The sequence below is a fragment of the Streptomyces sp. NPDC046866 genome, from assembly GCF_040704625.1.
GTDB lineage: Bacteria > Actinomycetota > Actinomycetes > Streptomycetales > Streptomycetaceae > Streptomyces.
Genome location: NZ_JBEYXN010000022.1, coordinates 1 through 21,839 on the forward strand (window position 1 = coordinate 1; position 21,839 = coordinate 21,839).

Here is a 21,839-nt window from a genome sequence, read left to right on the forward strand (position 1 = left end):
GTGATTTCACGCGTGTCCCCATCCCTCCCCCCCGGGGGCCCCCCCCCCCCGCACCGGGGCCGGGGGCGTCAGCCCCGGACCCGGGAAGGGGCGGGGAGGGGAACAGCTCCGCGCAGCGGCAGCGGCCGGGTCAGGCCGTCAGGGCTGATTCTCTCGGGGGGCGGCGGGCCGGGATGCGGTGGGACGGGTCGCGGGCCTCCCCGACCAGCATCTGCAGGACGTCCTCCAGGGCCACCAGGCCCAGGATCCGTCCGGCCGGATCGGCCACCTGGGCCAGGTGGGTGGCGTCGTGCCGCATGACGGTCAGCGCGTCGTCCAACGGGAGCGTGGAGGACAGCGTCGGCATGCGCCGCCAGACGCGCTGCGGGACCGCCCGCTCCCGGTCCTCCAGGTCGAGGACGTCCTTGACGTGCAGGTAGCCCATGAAGGCGCCGCCTTCGGAGCGGACCGGGAAGCGGGAGTACCCGGTCCGGACCGTCAGCTGCTCGATCTGCCGCGGCGTCGCCGACGGCGCGACCGTGACCAGCCGGTCCCGGGCCAGCAGCACGTCGGTGACGAGGCGGCTGCCCAGTTCGAGGGCGTCTTCCAGGCGCTCCTGCTCGCCGGGCTCCAGCAGCCCGGCCTGCCGCGAGTCCTCGACCAGCCGGCCGAGCTGCGCACTGGTGTAGACGGCTTCGACCTCGTCCTTGGGCTCGACCTTGAACAGGCGCAGGACCAGCGCCGCACAGGCTCCCAGGAAGGTCGTGACCGGCCCGCACAGGCGGGCGAAGGCGACCAGTCCGGGGCTGAACCACAGGGCGGTCTTCTCGGGCGCGGCCATGGCGAGGTTCTTCGGGACCATCTCCCCGATGACCAGGTGGAGGAAGACCACGGCGGCGAGCGCCACCGCGTAGCCGAGCGGGTGGACCAGCCCGGCCGGTACGTGGGCGGCGTGGAAGACGGGTTCCAGCAGCCGGGCCACGGTGGGTTCGGCGACCGCGCCGAGGGTGAGCGAGCACAGGGTGATGCCGAACTGGGCGGCGGCCATCATCCGCGGCAGGTTCTCCAGGCCGTGCAGGACCTGCCGGGCCCGCTTGGAGCCGGCGGCGAGGGGCTCGATCTGGCTGCGGCGTACGGAGACGAGGGCGAACTCGGCGCCGACGAAGAAGCCGTTGGCCAGGACCAGGAGCAGGGCGAAGAGGAGCTGGAGCACGTTCACCGGCCGGCCGCCTCGAGCTCGGCGGGGACGGCCGGACCGGCCGCGGTGCGCACCAGGCGGACCCGCTCGGCCCGGTAGCGGCCGACCTGGCGGACGGACAGCTTCCAGCCGGGCAGTTCGGCGCGGTCCCCGGGGGCGGGGATCCGGCCGAGCAGGTCCGCGACGAGGCCGGCGACGGTCTCGTACGGGCCTTCGGGTACCTCCAGGCCTATCCGGCGCAGGGTGTGCACGCGGCAGCTGCCGTCGGCCTCCCACGAGGGGCGGCCGTCCTCGGCGGGGACGGCGGCCAGTTCGGGGCTGTCGTCCTCGGCGAAGTCGTGCTCGTCGCGGACCTCGCCCACGAGCTCTTCCACGATGTCCTCCAGGGTGACCACGCCGGCGGTGCCGCCGTACTCGTCGACGACCACGGCCATCGGCTGTTCGCTGCGCAGCCGCTCCAGCAGCGGCTGCACCGGCAGGGAGCCGGGCACCAGCAGGGGGGCGACGCAGATGCGGCCGACCGTGGTGCGGGCGCGTTCGGCTTCGGGCACGGCGAGGGCGTCCTTGAGGTGGACGACGCCGGCGACCTCGTCGATGCGCTCGCGGTAGACCGGGAAGCGGGACAGCCCGGTGGCGCGGGTCAGGTTGAGCACGTCGGCGGCGGTGGCCGTGTGCTGGAGGGCGCTGACCTTCACCCGGGGCGTCATGACGTGCTGGGCGGTGAGCTCGCCCAGCGACAGGGTCCGTACGAAGAGGTCGGCGGTGTCCTGTTCGAGGGCGCCGGCCTGCGCCGAATGGCGGACCAGGGAGACCAGTTCGCCGGGGGTGCGGGCGGAGGCCATCTCCTCGGCGGGTTCCACGCCGAGCGCCCGGACCATTCGGTTGGCGACGGCGTTCAGGCCGGCGATGACCGGCCGGAAGGCGCGGGAGAACAGCGCTTGCGGGCCGGCCACGAACCGGGCCACCTGGAGCGGCCGGGAGACCGCCCAGTTCTTCGGGACGAGCTCGCCGACGACCATCTGGACGGCGGAGGCGAGCAGCATGCCGATGGACACGGCGGCGCCGGAGACGGCCCCCGCGGGCAGGCCGGTGGCCGTGAGCGGCCCGGCCAGCAGGGCGGCGAGGGCCGGTTCGGCGAGCATGCCGACCACGAGGGAGGTGATGGTGATGCCGAGCTGGGTGCCGGAGAGCTGGAAGGACAGCTCCCGCAGGGCCTCGACCACCGTGCGGGCACGGCGGTCGCCGTCGGCTGCGGCGCGTTCGGCCTCGGGCCGTTCCACGGTGACGAGGCCGAACTCGGCCGCCACGAAGAAGCCGTTGGCGAGGATCAGGGCGAAAGCCGCCAGGAGCAGGAGTAGCGGGATGGTCATGCCGCCGCCTCCGCGGGGAGGGCGGCGCGGGTACTACCGGACGGTCCGTCCATTGCTGGAGGGAGTCACTCCTCAAGTCGCAGGTGCCCACGGGCCTCGGGGTCCCGGGGCCGGTGGGGGGCGCACGGCTGCGCCCCGCCACCAGGGTAGTCACTGAGATCGTCGCCGCAATGGGACGCAGCGGTCGGCTTGGGCCGGGCGGGCGGCCCGGCGCCCCGCTCAGTGGTCGTGCTGCCCGGTTCCCCGGGTCTCGGCGAGTGCGCGCAGGGCGCGCGCGTCGCCGATGGCCTGCTGCTTGGCGACACCCGGCTGGATGCCGAGGGCGGGCAGGCTGGTGCCGTCGTTGAGGTCCAGGAACACCCACGGGTCGCCCGGGCGGAGGTTGACGCGCAGGATCTGCGCCCACTCCAGGCGGCGGGTGGTGGTCAGGTTGACGACGGTGACGCCGTCCTCGTCCGCGACCACCTTGGGGCGGCTGAGCAGGACGAGGACGGAGGTCATGAGGGCGGCGGTGAAGACGAAGCTGACCCGCTCGCCCGGGCTGAGGTTCTCCAGCAGGAAGGCGATCGCGGTGATCGTCACGAACATGGCGAGCCCGACGCTCAGCAGGACCACCCGCGTGCGGGTCGGCCGGAAGGTGACCGGCAGGGCGGGCGGGGCGGGCTGTTCGGCGGACTCGGCCATGATGCTGGTGTTGCCTTCTTCAGGTGGCGTACGGGTCGGTTGCCCGCGTACGGGTCACTGGGGCGCGCCCGCGGGCCGGGGTACGGCCCGCGGGCGGTGGGTCACAGGCGGCAGGCGTGGATCGAGGTGGTGAGGATCGCACGCGCGCCGAGCTCGTACAGGTCGTCCATGATCCGCTGGGCCTCCTTGGCGGGGACCATCGCGCGGACGGCGACCCAGCCCTCGTTGTGCAGCGGGGAGACCGTCGGGGACTCCAGGCCCGGGGTGAGGGCGACCGCGCGCTCCAGGTGCTCGGCGCGGCAGTCGTAGTCCATCATCACGTAGCTGCGGGCGACCAGGACGCCCTGGAGGCGCCGCAGGAACTGCTGGACCTGCGGGTTGTCGGTCTCGGCGCCGCTGCGGCGGATGACGACGGCCTCGGAGGTCATGATCGGCTCGCCGATGACCTCCAGCCCGGCGTTGCGCAGGCTGGTGCCGGTCTCGACGACGTCGGCGATGACCTCGGCGACGCCGAGCTGGATGGCGGTCTCGACCGCGCCGTCGAGGTGGACGACGGAGGCGTCGATGCCGTGGTCGGCGAGGTGCTTGGCGACGATTCCCTCGTACGAGGTCGCGATCGTCATCCCGTGGAAGTCCTCGGGGCCCTTGGCGGTGCCGGGGCGGGTCGCGTAGCGGAAGGTGGACCGGCCGAATGCGAGCGGCAGGATCTCCTCGGCGTTGGCACCCGAGTCGAGCAGCAGGTCGCGGCCGGTGATGCCGATGTCGAGCCGGCCCGAGGCCACGTAGATCGCGATGTCCTTGGGGCGGAGGTAGAAGAACTCCACCTCGTTCTCGAGGTCGACGACCACGAGTTCCTTGGATTCCTTGCGCTGGCGGTAGCCGGCCTCATGGAGCATCGCCGACGCCGCTCCGGAGAGTGAGCCCTTGTTGGGGACGGCGATGCGGAGCATGAGTCTTCTTCCTTCACTGCGGGACGCGGTGGGGTCGGTGGTGGTTCGTGCGCGGACGGGCGGCGGGGCCGCGGAGGACCCCGGTGTTTCTGCGGACCGGCGGGCGGTCGGCCGGCGGGCCTGGTGGTGGCCTGCGGGCCTAGAGGTGCTTGTAGACCTCGTCGAGGGAGATGCCGCGGGCCACCATCATCACCTGGACGTGGTACAGCAGCTGGGAGATCTCCTCGGCGGCGGCTTCCTTGCCCTCGTACTCGGCGGCCATCCAGACCTCGGCGGCCTCCTCGACGACCTTCTTGCCGATGGCATGGACGCCCTTGGCGACCAGCTCGGCGGTACGGGAGGTGGCGGGGTCGCCTTCAGCGGCCTTGAGCTGGAGCTCTGCGAAGAGCTCTTCGAAGCTCTTGGTGGGTTCGTTCGCCATGATGGTCCTCAGAATAAGGGGTTCTCCGCTGCCGATCAGCGCCAGGGTTCGCTGACGGACCGCAGGGTGGCTGCGGTGGAGACGGCGGCGATGACCGCTTCGTGCCCCTTGTCCTCGTTCGAGCCCTCGAGGCCGGCGCGGTCGAGCGCCTGTTCCTCGTTGTCGCAGGTCAGGACACCGAAGCCGATGGGGACTCCGGTGTCGATCGACACCTGTACCAGGCCCTGGGTGACGCCCTGGCAGACGTAGTCGAAGTGCGGGGTGCCGCCGCGGATGACCACTCCGAGGGCGACTACGGCATCGTAACCGCGACCGGCGAGTACCTTTGCCACCACCGGGAGCTCGAAGCTGCCGGGGACGCGCAGCAGGGTGGGCTCGTCGATGCCCAGCTCGTGCAGGGCGCGCAGGGCGCCGTCGACGAGGCCGTCCATGATCTTCTCGTGCCACTGTGCCGCGATGACGGCGACCCGCAGGTCTCCGCAGTTCCTCACGCTCAGTTCGGGTGCGCCCTTGCCGCTCACTGCTGTACTCCTCGGTGGTTCGTGGTGCCGGTCTTCTGGGTGGTGGTGCGTGGTGGTTGGTGCCCGGTGGTGCGGGTGGTGCTGCCGGGGTGCCGTGCGGGCCGGGCCGCCGCTACTGGTTGCCGCAGGTCGAAACGGGGACGGGCTCGCCCAGCCAGGGCAGGTCGTGGCCCATCCGGTCCCGCTTGGTGCGCAGGTACCGCAGATTGTGCTCGCCGGCCTCGACCGGCATGGGCTCCCGGGCGCCCACGGCGATGCCGTGGCGGACCAGGGCCGCGGACTTGTCGGGGTTGTTGGTCAGCAGGCGGACGCTGCGGACGCCGAGGTCGGCGAGGATCTGCGCGCCGGCGCCGTAGTCCCGGGCGTCGGCGGGCAGGCCGAGCTCCAGGTTGGCGTCGAGGGTGTCGCGGCCGCGCTCCTGGAGCTCGTACGCGCGCAGCTTGGAGACCAGTCCGATGCCGCGTCCCTCGTGGCCGCGCAGGTAGACGACCACGCCGCGGCCCTCTTCGGTGATGCGGGCCATGGAGGCGTGCAGCTGGGGGCCGCAGTCGCAGCGCAGGGAGTGGAAGATGTCGCCGGTCAGGCACTCGGAGTGGACCCGGACCAGAATGTCGGAGCCGTCGCCGATCTCGCCGTGGACGAGGGCGACGTGCTCGACGCCGTCGACGGTGGAGCGGTAGCCGTACGCGGTGAACTCGCCGAAGGAGGTCGGCAGGTTGACCTCGGCCTCGCGGCGGACCGTGGGCTCGGCGGAGCGGCGGTAGGCGATCAGGTCCTCGATGGAGATGATCGTCAGGCCGTGCTTGCGGGCGAAGGGGATCAGCTCGGGCAGGCGCAGCATGACGCCGTCCTCGCCGGCGATCTCCACGATCGCGCCGACGGGGCGCAGGCCCGCGAGGCGGGCGAGGTCGACGGCGGCCTCGGTGTGGCCGTTGCGGACCAGGACGCCGCCGGACTTGGCGCGCAGCGGGAAGATGTGGCCGGGGCGGACGAAGTCCGTGGGCTCGGAGACGCCGTCGGCGAGCATGCGCAGGGTCGTGGCGCGGTCGGCGGCGGAGATGCCGGTGGTCACGCCGTGGGCGGCGCTCGCGTCGACGGAGACGGTGAAGGCGGTCTTCATCGACTCGGTGTTGTGCTGGACCATCTGGGGCAGCTCGAGCCGGTCCAGCTCGGGGCCCTCCATGGGGGCGCAGATCAGGCCGCGGCACTCGCTCATCATGAACGCGACGATCTCGGGGGTGATCTTCTCGGCGGCGACGACGAGGTCGCCCTCGTTCTCGCGGTCCTCGTCGTCGACGACGACGACCGGCCGCCCGGCCGCGATGTCGCGGATGGCCTGCTCGACGGGGTCGAGCCGGAAGGATTCCTCGAGGAGGGCGTCGAAGTCGGGGACGGGCTTGAGGGGGGTCATGCCGTTGCTCCTTCCAGGGCCGGGGCGGAGGTGGTGCGCGAGCGCTGGTACCAGTCGTGGGCGCCCCATACGACGAGCGCGAAGTAGACGACGTAGACCAGGCCGGAGAAGGCCAGCCCGCCGGTGAAGGCGAGGGGGACGCCGACCAGGTCGACCAGGAGCCAGGCGAGCCAGAACTCGACCAGGCCGCGGGCCTGGGCGGTCATGGCGACGATGGTGCCGACGAAGATGTAGGCGTCGGCCCACGGGTTCCAGGACAGGTTCGGGTAGAGGGTGAACAGTCCGCCGACGGCGAGGGTGCCGAGGGCCGCGCCGGCGAGCAGCAGTGCGCGCTCGGTCCAGGTGGCGGTGCGCACCGCGATGGAGCCGTCCTGGGCCTGCCTCCTGCCGAGCTGCCAGGCGCGCCAGCCCCAGGCGGCGACGCCGATGACGAGGAGCTGCTTGCCGACGCCGCCGGCGAGGTGGGCGGAGGCGTACGCGGCGATGAGGATCAGGCCGGACAGCAGCTGGGCGGGCCAGGTCCACAGGGAGCGGCGCCAGCCGAGGGCGAGGGCGGCCAGGCCCATCAGGTTGCCGATCATGTCGGACCAGATGACCTTCTGCCCGAAGACGGTGAAGGCCTCCGCGTTGAGCCAGGTCAGGGCGTTCACCGGTGCGTCTCCTTGCCCTCGTCGGCGGTCGCGGCCAGGGGGTCCACGCCGGCGGCGAGCAGGCGTTCGACGTACTTGGCGAGGACGTCGACCTCGAGGTTGACCGGGTCGCCGGGCTGCTTGATGCCGAGCGTGGTCAGCGCGAGCGTGGTGGGGATGAGGCTGATGGTGAAGTAGTCGGCGGCGGCCTCGACCACGGTGAGGCTGACGCCGTCGACGGTGATGGAGCCCTTTTCCACGACGTACCGTGCGAGGTTCTCCGGCAGGGAGATCTTGACGAGCTCCCAGTGCTCGGAGGGGGTGCGGGAGAGGATCTCGCCGGTGCCGTCCACGTGGCCCTGGACGAGGTGGCCGCCGAGCCGTCCGCCGAGGGCCATGGGGCGCTCCAGGTTGACGCGGGAGCCGGTGTGCAGGGCGCCGAGGCTGGAGCGCTTGAGGGTCTCCTGCATGACGTCGGCGGTGAACTCGCCGTCGGCGGTCTCGACGACGGTCAGGCAGACGCCGTTGACGGCGATGGAGTCGCCGTGCTTCGCGCCGTCGGTGACGACGGGGCCGCGCAGGCGGAAGCGGGAGGCCTCCGAGAGCTGCTCGATGGCGGTGACCTCGCCCAGTTCTTCGACGATTCCGGTGAACACTCAGTGCTCCTTGGGGGCGGTGGTGGGGACGGCGGTGATGCGCAGGTCGGTGCCGGTGCGGCCGGCCTCGGTGATCTCGAGGCGGACCGCGTGGGCGATGTTCGTGATCCCGGCGCCGGCGAGGGCGGCGGGGCCGGCGCCGAGGAGGGCCGGGGCGAGGTAGCCGATGACGCGGTCGACGGCGCCGGCTTCGAGGAAGGCTCCGGCCAGGGTGGGGCCGCCTTCGAGGAGGACGGAGCGCACGCCGCGGGCGTACAGGGCGGTGAGCAGGTCGTGGACGGCGATGCGGCCGTCGTGCAGGGGCAGGCGGAGCACGTCGCGGCCGGGCAGGTGCCGGGTGTCGGCGTCCTCGCCGGTGACGAGCAGGGTGGGCGCGGCGTCGTCGAGGATGCGGGCGGTCGGCAGGAGGCCGGCGCGGGTGTCGACGGCGACGCGCAGGGGCTGGGTGGCGCCGTCGATCCCGCGGACGGCGAGGTGGGGGTCGTCGGTGCGCAGGGTGCCGGTCCCGACGAGGACGGCGTCGGCCTCGGCGCGCAGCCGGTGGACGTCGGCGCGGGACTCGGGGCAGGTGATCCAGCGGCTGCTGCCGTCGGCGGCGGCGCTGCGGCCGTCCAGGGTGGCGGCGTACTTCCAGGTGACGTGGGGGCGGCCGAGGCGCACGGAGGTGAGCCAGGCGGCGTTGCCGGCCTCGGCCTCGGCCTGCAGGAGCCCGGACTCGGCGGTGACCCCGGCGGCGCGCAGGGTGTCGGCGCCGCCGCTGGCCTGCGGGTTCGGGTCGGGGACGGCGTAGACCACGCGGGTGATGCCGGCCTCGATCAGGGCCTGGGAGCAGGGGCCGGTGCGGCCGGTGTGGTTGCAGGGTTCGAGGGTGACGTAGGCGGTGGCTCCGCGGGCGGCGTCGCCGGCCGCGCGCAGGGCGTGGACCTCGGCGTGGGGGCCGCCGGCGCGCTGGTGCCAGCCCTCGCCGACGACGGTGCCGTCGGAGTCGGTGATGACGCAGCCGACGACGGGGTTGGGGCTGGTGGAGCCGAGTCCGCGGGAGGCGAGCGCGATGGCGCGGCGCATGGCACGGGCGTCCGCGTCGTGCGGTGCCTGGGGTGCGGCGTCGTGGGATGCCACCGGGTCCTCCTGCCTCGTCGGGCACGGACTCCGGGGCCTGTCGGAATACGACAGAGTGAGCGGTACAGGCACGGGGGAACGCCGAGGCCGGAGGAACGGTCCGCTCGATGCCCGTCCGCACGGGTGCGGAGGTGCACGGCGACCGCCGACGGCGGCGTACCGGTGTGACTGCCCGCCGCGCACTGCCTCCCATCCGGACTTTCACCGTCGGTCCAGGAATTTCACCTGGTCAACCGGCCGCTGGCTGCGGACGGGTCGCGGACTATACCGCCGGTTCGGAATTACACCGACCCCGGAGTGCGCTGCTTACTGGTACTCCTGCCAGTTTGCCACGGGTGATCGGGGGCCATGCAGGCGGAGTACTGTGGCCTGAGTCACAGGGGGGCGCTTTCGCGGAAGTCCGTCAAGTACGCCGGGCATTGGTCCAGACCTATTGACGGCTTGGTCTAGTCCTCTTAACGTTCCCTTCACCTCCCCGGGAGACAGCCCGTCAGATGTGCGCACGTCACGGGCCAACACGCACCACGTTCCTGCCTGTTGTGTCCTGCACATCCCTCCCCTCCCCAGGAGGCACCATGCTGTCCCCCACGCGTACGAGAGCACTCCTCCTGGCCTCCGGCGCGGCGATCGCCGCGCTGCTGGCCGGCGGACTCTCGGCGGGCATCTCCCACGCGGCCGACAACGAGAGCTGTCGGCCGGACGGGCTCTACAGGACGGCCGGCGTCGACGTCCCCTACTGCTCGGTCTACGACTCCGAGGGCCGCGAGAAGATGGGCGCCGACCACCAGCGGCGCGTCATCGGGTACTTCACCGGCTGGCGGACCGGCAAGGACGGCACCCCCGCCTACCTCGCCAACAACATCCCGTGGTCCAAGGTCACCCATCTGAACTACGCCTTCGCCCACGTCGGCTCCGACAACAGGATCTCCGTCGGCGCGGACGGCCCCGAGAACGCCGCCACCGGCATGACCTGGCCGGGCGTCGCGGGAGCCGAGATGGACCCCGCCCTCCCCTACAAGGGCCACTTCAATCTGTTGAACAAGTTCAAGAAGCAGTACCCGAACGTCAAGACCCTCGTCTCCGTCGGCGGCTGGGCCGAGACCGGCGGCTACTTCGACGACAGCGGCGCCCGCGTGAACTCCGGCGGCTTCTACGCGATGGCCACCCACGCCGACGGCTCCGTCAACCAGGCGGGCATCGACACCTTCGCCGACTCCACGGTCGCCTTCGTCAAGAAGTACGGGTTCAACGGCGTCGACATCGACTACGAGTACCCGACGACCATGAAGGACGCCGGCAACCCGCTGGACTGGCAGCTCGCCAACGCCCGCCGCGCCGGTCTCGTCAAGGGCTACGCCGCCCTGATGAAGACCCTGCGCGAGAAGCTGGACCGCGCGGGCGCCGCCGACGGCAGGCACTACCTGCTGACCGTGGCCGCCCCGTCCTCCGGCTACCTGCTGCGCGGCATGGAGACCTTCCAGATGCAGCAGTACCTGGACTACGTCAACATCATGTCCTACGACCTGCACGGCGCGTGGAACGAGTACGTCGGCCCCAACGCCTCCCTCTTCGACGACGGCAAGGACGCCGAACTGGCCGCGGCCGGGGTCTACGGCAGCCAGCAGTACGGCGGCATCGGCTACCTCAACGCCGACTGGGCCTACCACTACTTCCGCGGCTCCATGCCGGCCGGCCGGATCAACATCGGCCTGCCCTACTACACCCGCGGCTTCAAGAACGTCCAGGGCGGCACCGACGGCCTGTGGGGCAAGGCCGCCGCCACCGCCTGCCCGGCCGGCTCGGGCCTGACCAAGTGCGGCGACGGCGCGGTCGGCATCGACAACCTGTGGCACGACAAGGACACCAGCGGCCAGGAGTCCCCGGCCGGCTCCAACCCGATGTGGCACGCGAAGAACCTGGAGAAGGGCGTCGTCGGCGACTACGTCACCCGGTACGGCTTCCCGGCGAACACCACGCTGACCGGCACCTACGCCCGCAAGTACGACTCCACCCTGGTGGCGCCGTGGCTGTGGAACGCGCAGAAGAAGGTCTTCCTGTCCACCGAGGACGAGCAGTCGGTCGGCGCCAAGGCGGACTACGTCGTCGACCGCGGCATCGGCGGGACCATGGTGTGGGAGCTCGCGGGCGACTACTCCTTCAACGCGGCCAAGGGCCAGTACGAGCCCGGTGACACCCTCACCTCGCTGATGTACGACAAGTTCAAGGCGGCCGCGCCGTACGGGGCGAAGAAGGCGGGCGGCGCGCTGCCGGCGCAGGCCGTGGACGTCAGGGCGGAGTTCACCGACTTCAAGCTCGGCGACTCCAACTACCCGATCACCCCGAAGCTCCGGATCACCAACAACACCAAGGCCACCCTCCCCGGCGGCACCGAGTTCCGGTTCGACTACGGCACCTCGGCCCCGGACAACGCCTCGGACCAGTCCGGCTTCGGCACGAAGGTGATCAGCAGCGGGCACACCGGACCCAACGTCGGCGGGCTCAAGGGCGACTTCCAGCGGGTGTCGCTGAAGCTGCCGGCCTGGCAGTCGCTCGCCCCGGGCGCCTCCGTCGACCTGGCCTTCAACTACTACCTCCCGGTGTCCACCCCCTCCAACTGGACCGTGACCGTCGGGGGCACGACGTACGCCCTCGCCGGCGACCTGGCGCGCGGCACCGCCGTGGTGGAGCCGGGCGGCACCCAGCCGCCGACGACCCCGCCGACGACCCCGCCCACCACTCCCCCGACGACCCCGCCGACCACGCCCCCGGGGGGTGCGTGCACCAACCCGGCGTACGTCGCGGGGACGGTCTACACCGGCGGGACCGTCGTCTCGCACAAGGGCCGCAACTGGAAGGCCCAGTGGTGGACCCAGAACGAGGAACCGGGAACCACCGGCGACTGGGGCGTCTGGAAGGACCTGGGCGCCTGCTGACCCCGCGGACCGTGCGGGGACCCGGCGGCCCGGCGGCCACCGGGTCCCCGCGCGTACGCTGCTGCGGTGATCACTGGTTCCCCCGCCGGCGCCGCGGAGTTCGAGGAGCACCGCCCCCGGATGTTCGGCATCGCCTACCGCATGCTCGGCTCCGCCGCCGAGGCCGAGGACGCCGTCCAGGACGCCTGGCTGCGCTGGAGCGCCGACGACCGCGGCGACGTCGCGCACCCCGGCGCGTGGCTCGCCAAGGCCGTCACCCATCTCTGCCTGAACCGGCTGACCTCGGCCCGGGCCCGGCGCGAGCAGTACGTCGGTGCGTGGCTGCCGGAGCCGGTCCTCACCGCAGACGGGCTCCTCGGGCCGCTGGAGTCCGCGGAGCAGCGCGACGGCGTCTCGATGGCCCTGCTGGTGCTGCTGGAACGGCTCACGCCCGTGGAGCGGGCGGTGTACGTGCTGCGCGAGGCCTTCGCCCACGGGCACCGGGAGATCGCCGGGCTGCTGGACCTGTCCGAGGCCAACTGCCGGCAGCTGTACCGGCGGGCGGCGGGGCGGGTGGCCGAGGGGCGCGCCGGGACGGCGGGCAGGCGGTTCACGGCGGACCCCGGGCGGTGGCAGGAGCTCCTGGAGACCTTCCTGGCGGCGGCCCGGGACGGGGACCTCGGCAGGCTGGAGGGCATGCTCGCCGACGAGGTGCGGTACGTGGCGGACGGCGGCGGGGTGGTCAACACGGCCCGGCGGCCCGTCCTCGGCCGCGCGAAGGTGGCCCGGTTCCTGGTGGGCGCGCTGCACAAGTACGCGGCCGGGCTGCCGTTCGGCTTCGCCCTGGTCAACGGTGAGCCGGGCCTCGTGGTGGGCGACGCGGCCTCCGTGCTGGTGGTGGAGGTCGGGGAGGACGGCCTGGTCCTCGGGCTGCGGACCGTGGTCAATCCGCAGAAGCTGGAATTCCTCCGGCGGCAGCTGTCACGTTCCGCAGGGCTGTCCAATCCCAGCCGGTGACACACCGCCGAGCAAGGGAACGGACACCATGACCATGAGCACCATCCTCGTCACCGGAGGCACCGGGAACCTGGGCAGTCTCGTCGTCGACCGGCTGCGGGCGGCCGGCCAGGACGTACGGGTGCTGAGCCGGCGCTCCCCGGACCACCCGGTCGACCTGCGCGACGGCAGCGGACTGGATGCGGCGGTGGCCGGGGCGCAGGTGGTCGTGCACTGCGCGAGCACGCCGCGCGGCGGGGACGACGTGGCCGCCGGCCACCTGATCGAGGCGGCCCGGCGGGCCGGGACCGTCACGAACATCGTCTACATCTCGATCGTCGGAGTGGACGTGGTGCCGCTCGGCTACTACACGGTCAAGCACAAGGTCGAGCGGATGCTGCTGGAGTCGGGGCTCGGGGTGACCATCCTGCGGACCACGCAGTTCCACGACCTGGTGGCGGGGGTGGTGGACGCGGCGGCGAAGGTGCCGGCGCCGCTGCCGGTTCCGGTGCCGAAGGGGGTGCGGGTGCAGCCGATCGACGTGGCGGAGGTCGCGGACCGGCTGGCCGGGCTGGCCGTGCCGGAGGCGGCGGGGCGGGTCGCCGACATGGGCGGGCCGGAGATCCGCGGGCTGGCGGACCTGGCCCGGATGCGCCTGGCCGCCACGGGGCGGCGGCGCCGGGTGGTGGAGATCCCGCTGGCGGGCAAGGCCTACGCGGCCTTCCGCCGCGGCGGCCACCTGGCCCCGGCCCACGCTGTCGGCCGCACCGCCTTCGCGGCCCACCGCCCCTGACGCCCGGCCGGGCACCTGCCGGTGCGGCGCCGTTCCGGGGGCGCCGCACCCGCACACCCCGCGCCTCGAAAGCCGGCGAGGCCGAACCTCCCGGCCCCGGCACCGAAAGCAGCGGTCGCGAGGCCGGTCGGGGCCGCGGACTGCGGGCCGGGGTGGTCCGGAGCGGGCGTGGTGCGGCTAGCGTGGTGGGATGAGGCCGCCCGGGGAAGACGGATCCACCGCCGCGCCCGGCGCCGGGCGGCTGCGCCGCGCCCGCGTCGCCATGGCCGCCGTTTTCTGTGTGCACGGGGCCGTCACCGGCTCCTTCGCCACCCGGATCCCATGGATCCAGGACCATGCCGGCCTCGGCGCGGGAAGCCTCGGGCTGGCGTTGGCCTTCCCCGCCCTGGGGGCGGCGGCCGCCATGCCGCTCGCCGGGCGGATCAACCACCGGCTCGGGGCCCGCGCCGCGCTGCGCGTCCTGCTGGCGCTGTGGACGCTCTCCCTCGTGCTGCCGGGCTTCGCCCCGGACCTGCCTGCGCTGTGCGGCGCCCTCTTCGTCTACGGGGCCGCCTCCGGCCTGTCCGACGTGGCCATGAACGCCCTCGGCGTCGAGACCGAGAACCGGCTCGGCCGTTCGATCATGTCCTCGCTGCACGGCATGTGGAGCGCGGGCGCGCTGCTCGGCTCGGCGGCCGGGACCGCCGCGGCGCACGCCGGGGCCGACGCCCGGCTCCACCACGTCATGGCCGCGCTCGTCCTGACCGCCGCCGGGCTGGCAGCCGTACGCGGGGTACTGGACCTGCGCAGCCCGCCGCAGGCCGAGGCGCCGCCGCACTTCGCCGTGCCGCCGCGCTCCGCCGTGCTGATCGGCGCGGTCGGGTTCTGCGCGGTCTTCGCGGAGGGCGCGAGCCTGGACTGGTCCGCGGTCTACCTGCGGGACGTGCTCGGCACGGACGCCGACCTCGCCGCCGCCTGCACCACCGCCTTCGCCCTGACCATGGCCCTCGCCCGCCTGGCCGGGGACCGGGTGGTGGACCGGTTCGGGCCGGTGCACGCGGTGCGGGCGGGCGGTGCGGTCGCCACGGCCGGCGGGCTGCTCGTGGCGACGGCCCGGCACCCCGCGGCGGCCGTCGCGGGCTTCGGGCTGATCGGGCTCGGGGTCGCGGTGGTGGTGCCGCTGGCGTTCGCGGCGGCGGCGCGCAGCGGGCCCGCGCCCGCGCAGGCGATCGCCGGGGTCGCGACGATCACGTACACCTCGGGGCTGATCGCCCCCTCGGCCATCGGCGCGGTGGCCGACGCGACCTCGCTGGTCGGCTCCTTCGCCCTGGTCACGCTGCTGGCGCTCGGGCTGACCGCGGGCGCGGCGGTGCTGCGGCAGCGGCCGCTGCCGGCGGTCGGGCAGGCTGCCGACAATCGGGACGAAACCACCGGTACCCGGCCGTAATATAACGCTGGCCCTGCGCCCGCCCCGGCCCGCGGGCCCCGGCGGTGCGGCTGCGGCCAGCATGCTCGATCAATCGGCTCGACGGAAGTGGTGGAAGAACATGGGCTTCGGCGTGCGCTGGACCCTGCACGGAGACGGGCGGACCCCCGCCCCCGGCGCGGTGGTGCGGCCGGACGAGCGGCTGTCGTGGCCGCGCACGGCAGGGCTCGGCGCCCAGCACGTCGTGGCGATGTTCGGCGCGAGCTTCGTCGCGCCGGTCCTGATGGGCCTGGACCCCAACCTCGCCATCATGATGTCCGGCATCGCCACGATCGTCTTCCTGCTGGCCACCCGCGGCCGGGTGCCCTCGTACCTGGGCTGCTCGCTGTCGTTCGTGGGCGTGGCGGCGGCGATCCGCGCCTCGGGCGGGGACAGCGCGGTGGTCACCGGCGCCGTGTTCACGGTCGGGGCGGCCCTGTTCGCGGCCGGGCTGGCCGTGCAGCGGTTCGGGGCGCGGATCATCCACGCGGCGATGCCGCCGGTGGTGACGGGCGCGGTGGTGATGCTGATCGGCTTCAACCTGGCGCCGGTGACGGCCTCGACGTACTGGCCGCAGGACCAGTGGACGGCGCTGCTGACGATGCTGTTCACCGGGCTGGCCGTGGTGTGCCTGCGCGGGTTCTGGTCGCGCATCGCGATCTTCCTGGGCCTGATCTTCGGGTACGGGGTCTCCGCCCTCTTCGACCTGCTCTTCGGCAAGATCCACTCGACGGTGGGCGGGCCGGAGGCCGTCGACCACTGGCGCCTCGACCTCTCCGGGGTCGCCAAGGCGGACTGGATCGGCCTGCCGTCCTTCCACGCCCCGCAGTTCGAGTGGTCGGCGATCCTGATCGCGCTGCCGGTGGTGATCGCGCTGATCGCCGAGAACGCCGGGCACATCAAGGCCGTCGGCGAGATGACCGGCGACCCGCTCGACGACACCCTCGGCACGGCCATCGCCGCGGACGGCGCCGCCTCCATGCTGTCCACGGCGGTCGGCGGGCCGCCCAACACCACGTACTCCGAGAACATCGGCGTCATGGCGGCCACCCGGGTCTACTCGACGGCGGCGTACTGGGCGGCGGCCGGCTTCGCGCTCCTCTTCGGCCTGTGCCCGAAGTTCGGCGCGGTCGTCGCCGCGATCCCCGGCGGGGTGCTCGGCGGCATCACCGTCATCCTCTACGGCATGATCGGCCTGCTCGGCGCGCAGATCTGGCTCAATGGGCGGGTGGACCTGCGCAATCCGCTGAACCTGGTGCCGGCCGCGGCGGGCATCATCATCGGCGTCGGCGGCGTGAAGCTGCAGCTGACCGACAGCTTCGAGCTCGGCGGGATCGCCCTCGGCACGCTCGTGGTCATCACGGGCTACCACGCGCTGCGGTTCTTCGCCCCCGCCCACCTGAAGGAGCAGGAGCCGCTGCTGGACGCGGGCACCTCCGCGTACGACACGGAGGACGGCGGGGCCGAGGACACGGCGCAGGGCCCGGCGGGCGGCGCGTGCGGGACCGACACGCGTTCGTGAGCCCGGTTCGCCCGAACCGGCGAAGCGCGCGGCCAAGTTCCCCGCATCCGCACCGCCGCCTGGGAGGCTGCCGGGCATGGAAGCGGTGCTCGCGCGCATGCGCGCCCTGGACGAGCGGCTCCCGGCGCGGGACGGGGTCGCCGTCTTCAACCGGGTGTACCTGACGGTGACGGAGACCCTGTACGAGGGCATCCGCAGCGGCGGCTTCCCCGCGCCGCGGCGGGCGGAGGCGCTGAGCGTGCGGTTCGCCGAGCGGTACCTCGCGGCGGTGGAGGCGGAGCGGGCGCCGGCGTGCTGGCGGCCGCTGCTGCAGTACCGGCGGCACCCCGGGGTGCGGCCGCTGCAGTACGCGCTGGCCGGGATCAACGCGCACATCGGCCACGACCTGGCGCTGGCGGTGGTCTCCACGTGCCGGGCGCTGGAGTGCGAGCCGGGGGCCCTGGAGGCGGACTTCGACCGGGTCGGCGACACCCTGGTCTGCCTGGAGGAGCGCATCCGGGAGGACCTGATGCCGGGCCCCGACCTGCTGGAGGTCGCCGATCCGCTGACGCACCTGCTGGGGTCGTGGAGCCTGGAGCGGGCGCGGGGGGCTGCGTGGTCGGCGGCCCGCCTGCTGTGGGGGCTGCGCCGCTCGCCCGACCTGGCGGAGGAGTTCGCCGAGTCCCTCGACGCGGGAGTGGGCCTGGTGGGCCGCTGCCTCCTGACGCCCACGGCCTGACCGGACCCCCTCCGGCGCTTGAGACGCGGGGTCGATCCAGCCCCGCCGGCTGGGCTTCCGGAGGCGGCCCCCAGGCGGGGATGGCGGAACGGGCCGCCGCCGCGTCCGTGCGCGGCGGCGGCCCGTCAGTCGGGGACCCGGCGGGTCAGTCCTCCGGGAGCTCGACCGGGGCGATCTCGTCGTAGACGTCGCCCGGACCCGGGTTGGTGGCGTCGGTGGCGCCGCCCAGGTGGTGCATGACGCCCCAGACCGCGTTCAGCGCCGTCTGCACGGCGCCCTCGGCCCAGCCGGCCGTCCAGGAGATGTCGTCGCCGGCGAGGAAGATGCCGCGCTTGTCCTCCGGCAGGCGGTCCTGCATGAAGTGCGTGAACAGGCGCCGCTGGTAGCGGTAGTGGCCCGGCAGGTTGGCCTTGAACGCGCCCATGAAGTACGGCTCGTTCTCCCAGGACACCGTCACCGGGTTGCCGATGATGTGGCGGCGGATGTCGACCTTCGGGTAGATCTCCCCGAGGGACTTCAGCATGACCTCCATCCGCTCGCTCGCGGACAGCGGCAGCCACTTCAGGCTGTCGTCGCACCAGGTGTAGGACAGGCAGATCACGGCCGGCTGGTCGGGGCCGTTGTCCAGGAGGTAGGTGCCGCGGGTCATCCGGTCCGTCAGCGTCATCGACATGACGTCGCGGCCGGTCTCCTCGTCCTTGTCCAGCCAGAACGGGCGGTCCACCGGGATGAAGAGCTTCGAGGACTCCATGTAGTGGGTGCGCTCGATCGCCGTCCAGTGGTCGATCGGGAAGAGCGTGTCATCGCACTCGATCTTCGACAGGAGCATCCACGACTGCGCCGTGAAGATCGCGGCGCGGTAGGTGCGGATGTCGCCGTCGGCGTCGGTCACCGTGATGCGGTTGCCGGCGGTGCGGTGCAGGCGGGTGACCGCCGGGCGCGGGGCGCCGTCGTGCAGGGAGGACAGCGACGTGCCCTGGGCCCAGTGGACGATCTTCTCCGGCTCGCGCTCCCACAGGCGCAGCGGCAGCTGCTGCGAGCCGCCGACGATGCCGCGGTGGTGGTCGTCGGCCTCGGTGTAGACGACGCGCAGGATCTCCAGGATGGAGTTCGGGAAGTCGGTGTCCCAGCCGCCGGTGCCGAAGCCGACCTGGCCGAAGATCTCGCGCTTGCGGAAGGACTTGAAGGCCTCCGACTCGCACAGGAAGCCGTAGAAGGTCTGGTTGTCGAGCTTCTCGACGAGCTTGGCCCAGATCTCGCGGATGCGCGGGACGTCCCGCTCGCGCATCGCGGTGTTCATGTCGGAGAAGTCGGCGCCCTCGTCCAGGCACGCGTTCCACGCCTCGGCGACGTCGCGGTAGATCTGCGGCAGGTCGGCGATGGTCTCGGCGTAGTGGGTCTCGCCCTTGAGGTCGACGACCGTGGAGGGGGTGGCCTCGGCGAGCGGGTTCGGGAAGGGCTGGGTCTGCAGGCCCACGAGGTCGATGTAGTGCTGCAGGGCCGTGGAGGAGGGCGGGAAGCGCATGGCGCCCATCTCGGCGGTGAGGCCCTCGGTGCCGGGACCCTCGAAGCCGACGGTGCGCAGGCGGCCGCCGATCTGGTCGGCCTCGTAGACGACGGGCTTGAGGCCCATCTTCATCAGCTCGTAGGCGGAGATGATGCCGGACAGGCCGCCGCCGATGACGGCGACCTCGGTGCCGTGCTCGGTCGCCGGTATCTGGCCCAGACCCGCGGGGTGCGCGAGGAAGTCGTCGTAGGCGTACGGGAAGTCCGGGCCGAACATGGTGATCGGCGGCTGGCCGTCGCTGTGCGGAACGGCGGTCGTGGGCACCGTGGACGTCATGGGGTACGACTCCTTGCAGGGTGGGGCTGGGGGAGGGGCTCGGGGGGCGCGGGGGGCCTGGCTCAGACGAGGGAGGTGTAGAGCCCGGGGCGGCGGTCGCGCAGGTACGGGTTGTTCTCGCGCGAGGCCCGCAGCAGCTCGGGATCGACCTCGCCGATCACCGTCTCCTCGCCGCGGCCGGCCCGGGTGCGGGTGGCCCCGTCGGGGGCGGCCAGGCAGCTGAGTCCGACGAACTCGAACTCGCCCTCCGGGCCGGTGCGGTTGACGTACGCGATGTACATCTGGTTCTCGAAGGCCCGTACGGGGACGAGCTGTTCGGCCACGAACTGGAACGGGTGCATCTGCGCGGTCGGCACCAGGAGGAGGTCGGTGCCGGCCAGCGCGTGGGCCCGGACGTTCTCCGGGAACTCCACGTCGTAGCAGATCATGATGCCGATGCGGAGGCCGCCGAGGTCCGCCTGGACGACGGGGGTGTCGCCGGGCGTGAAGGCCTCCTGCTCGAAGCAGCCGAAGAGATGGGTCTTGCGGTAGTTCGCCAGCCGGGCCCCGTCCGGTCCGACGAGCTGCGCCGAGTTGTAGACCGTCTCGCCGTCGCGCTCGGGGTAGCCGTACAGGACGGCCACGCCGTGGCGGCGGGCGATGTCGCCGATGGCGCGGGCCGACATGCCGTCGGCGGCCTCGGAGAGGGCGGCGATCTCCTCGACCGGCAGGGCGTAGCCGGTGAGGAACATCTCGGAGGTCACCAGGAGCCCGGCACCCGCCTGCGCGGCGCGCGCCGCGGCCTCGTCGAGCGCCTTGAGGTTCTCGGCGGTGTCGCCGAGCCGGCCGGAGCTCTGGAGGAGGGCGGTGCGCAGCGGGGGCATGGGCGTACCTCTGGGGCAGGAGGGGTGCGGGTGTCCTACGAAGGTACGTTTCCGTGTTCGACCCGGACAAGCCGTGACCGTTGCGCTGCGAGCATCGATTCGTTGCGCGTTTCGGCGGCGGGGCGGTGATTCGTTGCGCGGGGGGCGGCGCTTTCCCCGCCCCCCGCGCAACGATGCGGGCGCGGGCCCCGGCTAGGGCGCGGTCCGGAAGGCCGGGTGGGCGCCGAGGCGCCGCAGGTCCTCGAGGATATCGGGCGTGTGGTTGCCGATGATGCGGCCGCTCCAGGTGTCGCAGAGGGCGGGGACGGTCAGGGTGCCGTCGTAGTGGTGGCCGGCGGCCTCGTAGGCGCAGCGCAGGGCGGCGTACGAGGCCGGGGAGCCGAGCAGCGTGGTGGCGACGGCGTGGTCCAGGCCCAGCGCGCGCAGCGCGGCGGCGACGCGTGCGGAGCGCGGACAGTCGGCGGACAGGTAGAGGCGGTAGCGGTGCGGTACGGGCGAGAAGCCGGATCCGATGCGGCCGCGCAGGGCGGGGGCCGGGCCGGTGCGGGGCAGGACCATGGGAAGCATGACTCTCCTGGGGCGGGCGCGAGGGCGTGGCGGAGGTCCCGGCGGCGGTGGGGGCGCAGCGGGTCGCAGGGGGCCGTGCGGGAGGAGGGCCGTGGGCAGCGCGGCGGTGCCTCCTGGGGGGCCGGGCGCGGCGTACGGCGGGTCAGGCGCGGGAGCGGAAGGCGCTGCAGACGCGCAGGAGGTCGATGTGCAGGCGCCGGGTCAGCCACCAGCGGCGGAGGGTCTGCGCCTCCGCGACTGCTGCTGTGGCCACGTCCACCGGCTCCGTCCTGCTCTCGGGGCTTTCTCGGGCATAAAGAGGCCCGCGACGGACGCTGACCTTCCCGAGCGTCGTCCCCAGCAGTTTCACGGCGGTGCGCAGGGCCGTCAAGAAGGTGTGGAGGCCCCGCGGCGCCGGCCCGACCGAGAGGAGCCCGTCCTTCCATGTCGCCCGAATCCGCCGCGGCCGCAGTCGTCCACGTCCTCGACAACCCGGTGTGGGCCGCCCTGACCGGCCCGCACGGGGGTTTCACCGAGACCGGGCCGGCGGGGCTCGCGGCGCGCTACGTCGAGGACGCCTCGCCGTTCGCGGCGCTGGCCGATCCGCAGGACCCCCGCGCGTGGGCGGACCTGGCGGCGCTGGCGGGTCCGGATGCGCCGGTGTGGGTGACGGGGCTGCTGAGGCCGCCGGAGGGCTGGACGACCGTGGCGACGATCCCGGGCGTGCAGCTGGACGGCACCGCCGTGCGGGCGCAGGCGGCGCCGGAGGCGGTGCGGCTGGGCACGGCGGACGTGCCGGAGATGCTGGAGCTGGTGGAGCTGACGCGGCCGGGGCCGTTCCTGACGCGCACGGTCGAGCTGGGCACGTACCTGGGGATCCGGGAGGGCGGGCGGCTGGTGGCGATGGCGGGCGAGCGGATGCGGCCGCCGGGCTGGTCGGAGATCAGCGCGGTGTGCACCCACCCGGACCACCGCGGCCGCGGCCTCGCGGCCCGGCTGATCCGCGCGGTGGCGGCGGCGATCCGGTCCCGCGGCGAGCGGCCGTTCCTGCACGCGGCGGCGGACAACGAGGGCGCCATCGCCCTCTACGAGTCGATGGGCTTCACCCACCGCCGCCGCCCGGACTTCCTCGGTCTGCGCACCCCTGCACCCCGCCCCTGAAACCACCCCGCCGAGCGCCGCCCGCCGCCTTGAACGCCGGCGGCGCGGGGCTGACGAAAGCCCACCCCCGCTTCGGGAGGTGGGCCGGGAGGCGAGCCCCTGC

General features: G+C 73.2%; 20 protein-coding genes and 1 riboswitch. Of the genes, 7 read left to right on the forward strand and 13 right to left on the reverse strand.

The window, feature by feature from the left end:
- Positions 1–130: 130 nt before the first annotated feature.
- The 10 genes from AB0953_RS26920 to ribD form a co-directional block, all read right to left on the reverse strand.
- On the reverse strand, positions 131–1,198 hold the full coding sequence (locus AB0953_RS26920) for a hemolysin family protein (protein WP_366862150.1): 1,068 nt from the start codon (positions 1,196–1,198) through the stop codon (positions 131–133).
- On the reverse strand, positions 1,195–2,547 hold the full coding sequence (locus tag AB0953_RS26925; protein ID WP_366862151.1) for a hemolysin family protein: 1,353 nt from the start codon (positions 2,545–2,547) through the stop codon (positions 1,195–1,197). Before AB0953_RS26925 ends, AB0953_RS26920 begins: the two co-directional genes overlap by 4 nt.
- A gap of 219 nt (positions 2,548–2,766) precedes the next feature.
- A complete protein-coding gene (locus AB0953_RS26930) occupies positions 2,767–3,231 on the reverse strand; it encodes a PH domain-containing protein (protein WP_366862152.1) in 465 nt (154 codons plus the stop codon).
- 101 nt (positions 3,232–3,332) lie between these two features.
- Positions 3,333–4,181: an ATP phosphoribosyltransferase gene (gene hisG / locus AB0953_RS26935; RefSeq protein WP_366862153.1), complete on the reverse strand. Its 849-nt coding sequence runs from the start codon at positions 4,179–4,181 to the stop codon at positions 3,333–3,335.
- 139 nt (positions 4,182–4,320) lie between these two features.
- Positions 4,321–4,602 (reverse strand): phosphoribosyl-ATP diphosphatase, encoded by a 282-nt coding sequence (locus AB0953_RS26940; protein ID WP_361919451.1) that lies wholly within the window; start codon positions 4,600–4,602, stop codon positions 4,321–4,323.
- 35 nt (positions 4,603–4,637) lie between these two features.
- Entirely contained in the window at positions 4,638–5,123 is a 486-nt protein-coding gene (gene ribH / locus AB0953_RS26945) for a 6,7-dimethyl-8-ribityllumazine synthase (RefSeq protein WP_366862154.1), read from the reverse strand.
- A 112-nt stretch (positions 5,124–5,235) separates the two neighbouring features.
- Positions 5,236–6,534 carry a bifunctional 3,4-dihydroxy-2-butanone-4-phosphate synthase/GTP cyclohydrolase II gene (locus AB0953_RS26950; protein ID WP_366862155.1) on the reverse strand — a complete coding sequence of 433 codons (1,299 nt, stop codon included), beginning with the start codon at positions 6,532–6,534 and terminating at the stop codon, positions 5,236–5,238.
- Positions 6,531–7,184: a nicotinamide mononucleotide transporter family protein gene (locus AB0953_RS26955; protein ID WP_366862156.1), complete on the reverse strand. Its 654-nt coding sequence runs from the start codon at positions 7,182–7,184 to the stop codon at positions 6,531–6,533. The genes AB0953_RS26950 and AB0953_RS26955 overlap by 4 nt, the downstream gene beginning before the upstream one ends.
- The gene (locus tag AB0953_RS26960) at positions 7,181–7,819 is read right to left on the reverse strand and encodes a riboflavin synthase (protein ID WP_366862157.1); all 639 of its coding nucleotides are present in this window, start codon (positions 7,817–7,819) and stop codon (positions 7,181–7,183) included. The genes AB0953_RS26955 and AB0953_RS26960 overlap by 4 nt, the downstream gene beginning before the upstream one ends.
- The gene (gene ribD / locus AB0953_RS26965) at positions 7,820–8,884 is read right to left on the reverse strand and encodes a bifunctional diaminohydroxyphosphoribosylaminopyrimidine deaminase/5-amino-6-(5-phosphoribosylamino)uracil reductase RibD (RefSeq protein ID WP_366862251.1); all 1,065 of its coding nucleotides are present in this window, start codon (positions 8,882–8,884) and stop codon (positions 7,820–7,822) included.
- Positions 8,885–9,113: 229 nt separating this feature from the next.
- A riboswitch (FMN riboswitch) is annotated at positions 9,114–9,243 on the reverse strand.
- A 270-nt stretch (positions 9,244–9,513) separates the two neighbouring features.
- On the opposite strand from ribD, the gene AB0953_RS26970 reads away from it, so the two are divergent.
- From AB0953_RS26970 to AB0953_RS26995, 6 genes are all read left to right on the forward strand, one after another.
- A complete protein-coding gene (locus AB0953_RS26970) occupies positions 9,514–11,871 on the forward strand; it encodes a chitinase C-terminal domain-containing protein (protein ID WP_366862158.1) in 2,358 nt (785 codons plus the stop codon).
- Positions 11,872–11,937: 66 nt separating this feature from the next.
- Positions 11,938–12,867 carry an RNA polymerase sigma factor SigJ gene (gene sigJ, locus AB0953_RS26975; RefSeq protein WP_366862159.1) on the forward strand — a complete coding sequence of 310 codons (930 nt, stop codon included), beginning with the start codon at positions 11,938–11,940 and terminating at the stop codon, positions 12,865–12,867.
- Between the two features lie 34 nt (positions 12,868–12,901).
- Positions 12,902–13,639, forward strand: coding sequence for an SDR family oxidoreductase (locus tag AB0953_RS26980; RefSeq protein WP_366862252.1), 738 nt, complete (start codon positions 12,902–12,904; stop codon positions 13,637–13,639).
- Positions 13,640–13,829: 190 nt separating this feature from the next.
- A complete protein-coding gene (locus tag AB0953_RS26985) occupies positions 13,830–15,065 on the forward strand; it encodes an MFS transporter (protein ID WP_366862160.1) in 1,236 nt (411 codons plus the stop codon).
- A gap of 100 nt (positions 15,066–15,165) precedes the next feature.
- Positions 15,166–16,605: a solute carrier family 23 protein gene (locus tag AB0953_RS26990; RefSeq protein ID WP_366862254.1), complete on the forward strand. Its 1,440-nt coding sequence runs from the start codon at positions 15,166–15,168 to the stop codon at positions 16,603–16,605.
- A 76-nt stretch (positions 16,606–16,681) separates the two neighbouring features.
- Positions 16,682–17,323, forward strand: coding sequence for a DUF5995 family protein (locus AB0953_RS26995; protein ID WP_366862161.1), 642 nt, complete (start codon positions 16,682–16,684; stop codon positions 17,321–17,323).
- A gap of 145 nt (positions 17,324–17,468) precedes the next feature.
- On the opposite strand, the gene AB0953_RS27000 is transcribed toward AB0953_RS26995, so the two are convergent.
- The 3 genes from AB0953_RS27000 to AB0953_RS27010 form a co-directional block, all read right to left on the reverse strand.
- Positions 17,469–19,166: an NAD(P)/FAD-dependent oxidoreductase gene (locus tag AB0953_RS27000; protein ID WP_366862162.1), complete on the reverse strand. Its 1,698-nt coding sequence runs from the start codon at positions 19,164–19,166 to the stop codon at positions 17,469–17,471.
- Positions 19,167–19,228: 62 nt separating this feature from the next.
- Positions 19,229–20,029 (reverse strand): carbon-nitrogen hydrolase family protein, encoded by an 801-nt coding sequence (locus AB0953_RS27005; RefSeq protein WP_366862163.1) that lies wholly within the window; start codon positions 20,027–20,029, stop codon positions 19,229–19,231.
- A gap of 192 nt (positions 20,030–20,221) precedes the next feature.
- Positions 20,222–20,596 (reverse strand): hypothetical protein, encoded by a 375-nt coding sequence (locus AB0953_RS27010; protein ID WP_366862164.1) that lies wholly within the window; start codon positions 20,594–20,596, stop codon positions 20,222–20,224.
- A gap of 423 nt (positions 20,597–21,019) precedes the next feature.
- On the opposite strand from AB0953_RS27010, the gene AB0953_RS27015 reads away from it, so the two are divergent.
- Complete coding sequence (locus AB0953_RS27015; protein WP_366862165.1) at positions 21,020–21,736, forward strand: GNAT family N-acetyltransferase; 717 nt, start codon at positions 21,020–21,022, stop codon at positions 21,734–21,736.
- The last annotated feature ends 103 nt before the right edge of the window (positions 21,737–21,839 follow it).

Excerpts from the sequence above, each read along its gene's own strand:
- AB0953_RS26925 (WP_366862151.1), bottom strand. The coding sequence starts at position 2,547 with ATGACCATCCCGCTACTCCTGCTCCTGGCGGCTTTCGCCCTGATCCTC.
- AB0953_RS26930 (WP_366862152.1), bottom strand. The coding sequence starts at position 3,231 with ATGGCCGAGTCCGCCGAACAGCCCGCCCCGCCCGCCCTGCCGGTCACC.
- hisG (WP_366862153.1), bottom strand. The coding sequence starts at position 4,181 with ATGCTCCGCATCGCCGTCCCCAACAAGGGCTCACTCTCCGGAGCGGCG.
- AB0953_RS26940 (WP_361919451.1), bottom strand. The coding sequence starts at position 4,602 with ATGGCGAACGAACCCACCAAGAGCTTCGAAGAGCTCTTCGCAGAGCTC.
- AB0953_RS26950 (WP_366862155.1), bottom strand. The coding sequence starts at position 6,534 with ATGACCCCCCTCAAGCCCGTCCCCGACTTCGACGCCCTCCTCGAGGAA.
- ribD (WP_366862251.1), bottom strand. The coding sequence starts at position 8,884 with ATGCGCCGCGCCATCGCGCTCGCCTCCCGCGGACTCGGCTCCACCAGC.
- AB0953_RS26970 (WP_366862158.1), top strand. The coding sequence starts at position 9,514 with ATGCTGTCCCCCACGCGTACGAGAGCACTCCTCCTGGCCTCCGGCGCG.
- AB0953_RS26980 (WP_366862252.1), top strand. The coding sequence starts at position 12,902 with ATGAGCACCATCCTCGTCACCGGAGGCACCGGGAACCTGGGCAGTCTC.
- AB0953_RS26985 (WP_366862160.1), top strand. The coding sequence starts at position 13,830 with ATGAGGCCGCCCGGGGAAGACGGATCCACCGCCGCGCCCGGCGCCGGG.
- AB0953_RS26990 (WP_366862254.1), top strand. The coding sequence starts at position 15,166 with ATGGGCTTCGGCGTGCGCTGGACCCTGCACGGAGACGGGCGGACCCCC.
- AB0953_RS26995 (WP_366862161.1), top strand. The coding sequence starts at position 16,682 with ATGGAAGCGGTGCTCGCGCGCATGCGCGCCCTGGACGAGCGGCTCCCG.
- AB0953_RS27000 (WP_366862162.1), bottom strand. The coding sequence starts at position 19,166 with ATGACGTCCACGGTGCCCACGACCGCCGTTCCGCACAGCGACGGCCAG.
- AB0953_RS27005 (WP_366862163.1), bottom strand. The coding sequence starts at position 20,029 with ATGCCCCCGCTGCGCACCGCCCTCCTCCAGAGCTCCGGCCGGCTCGGC.
- AB0953_RS27010 (WP_366862164.1), bottom strand. The coding sequence starts at position 20,596 with ATGCTTCCCATGGTCCTGCCCCGCACCGGCCCGGCCCCCGCCCTGCGC.
- AB0953_RS27015 (WP_366862165.1), top strand. The coding sequence starts at position 21,020 with ATGTCGCCCGAATCCGCCGCGGCCGCAGTCGTCCACGTCCTCGACAAC.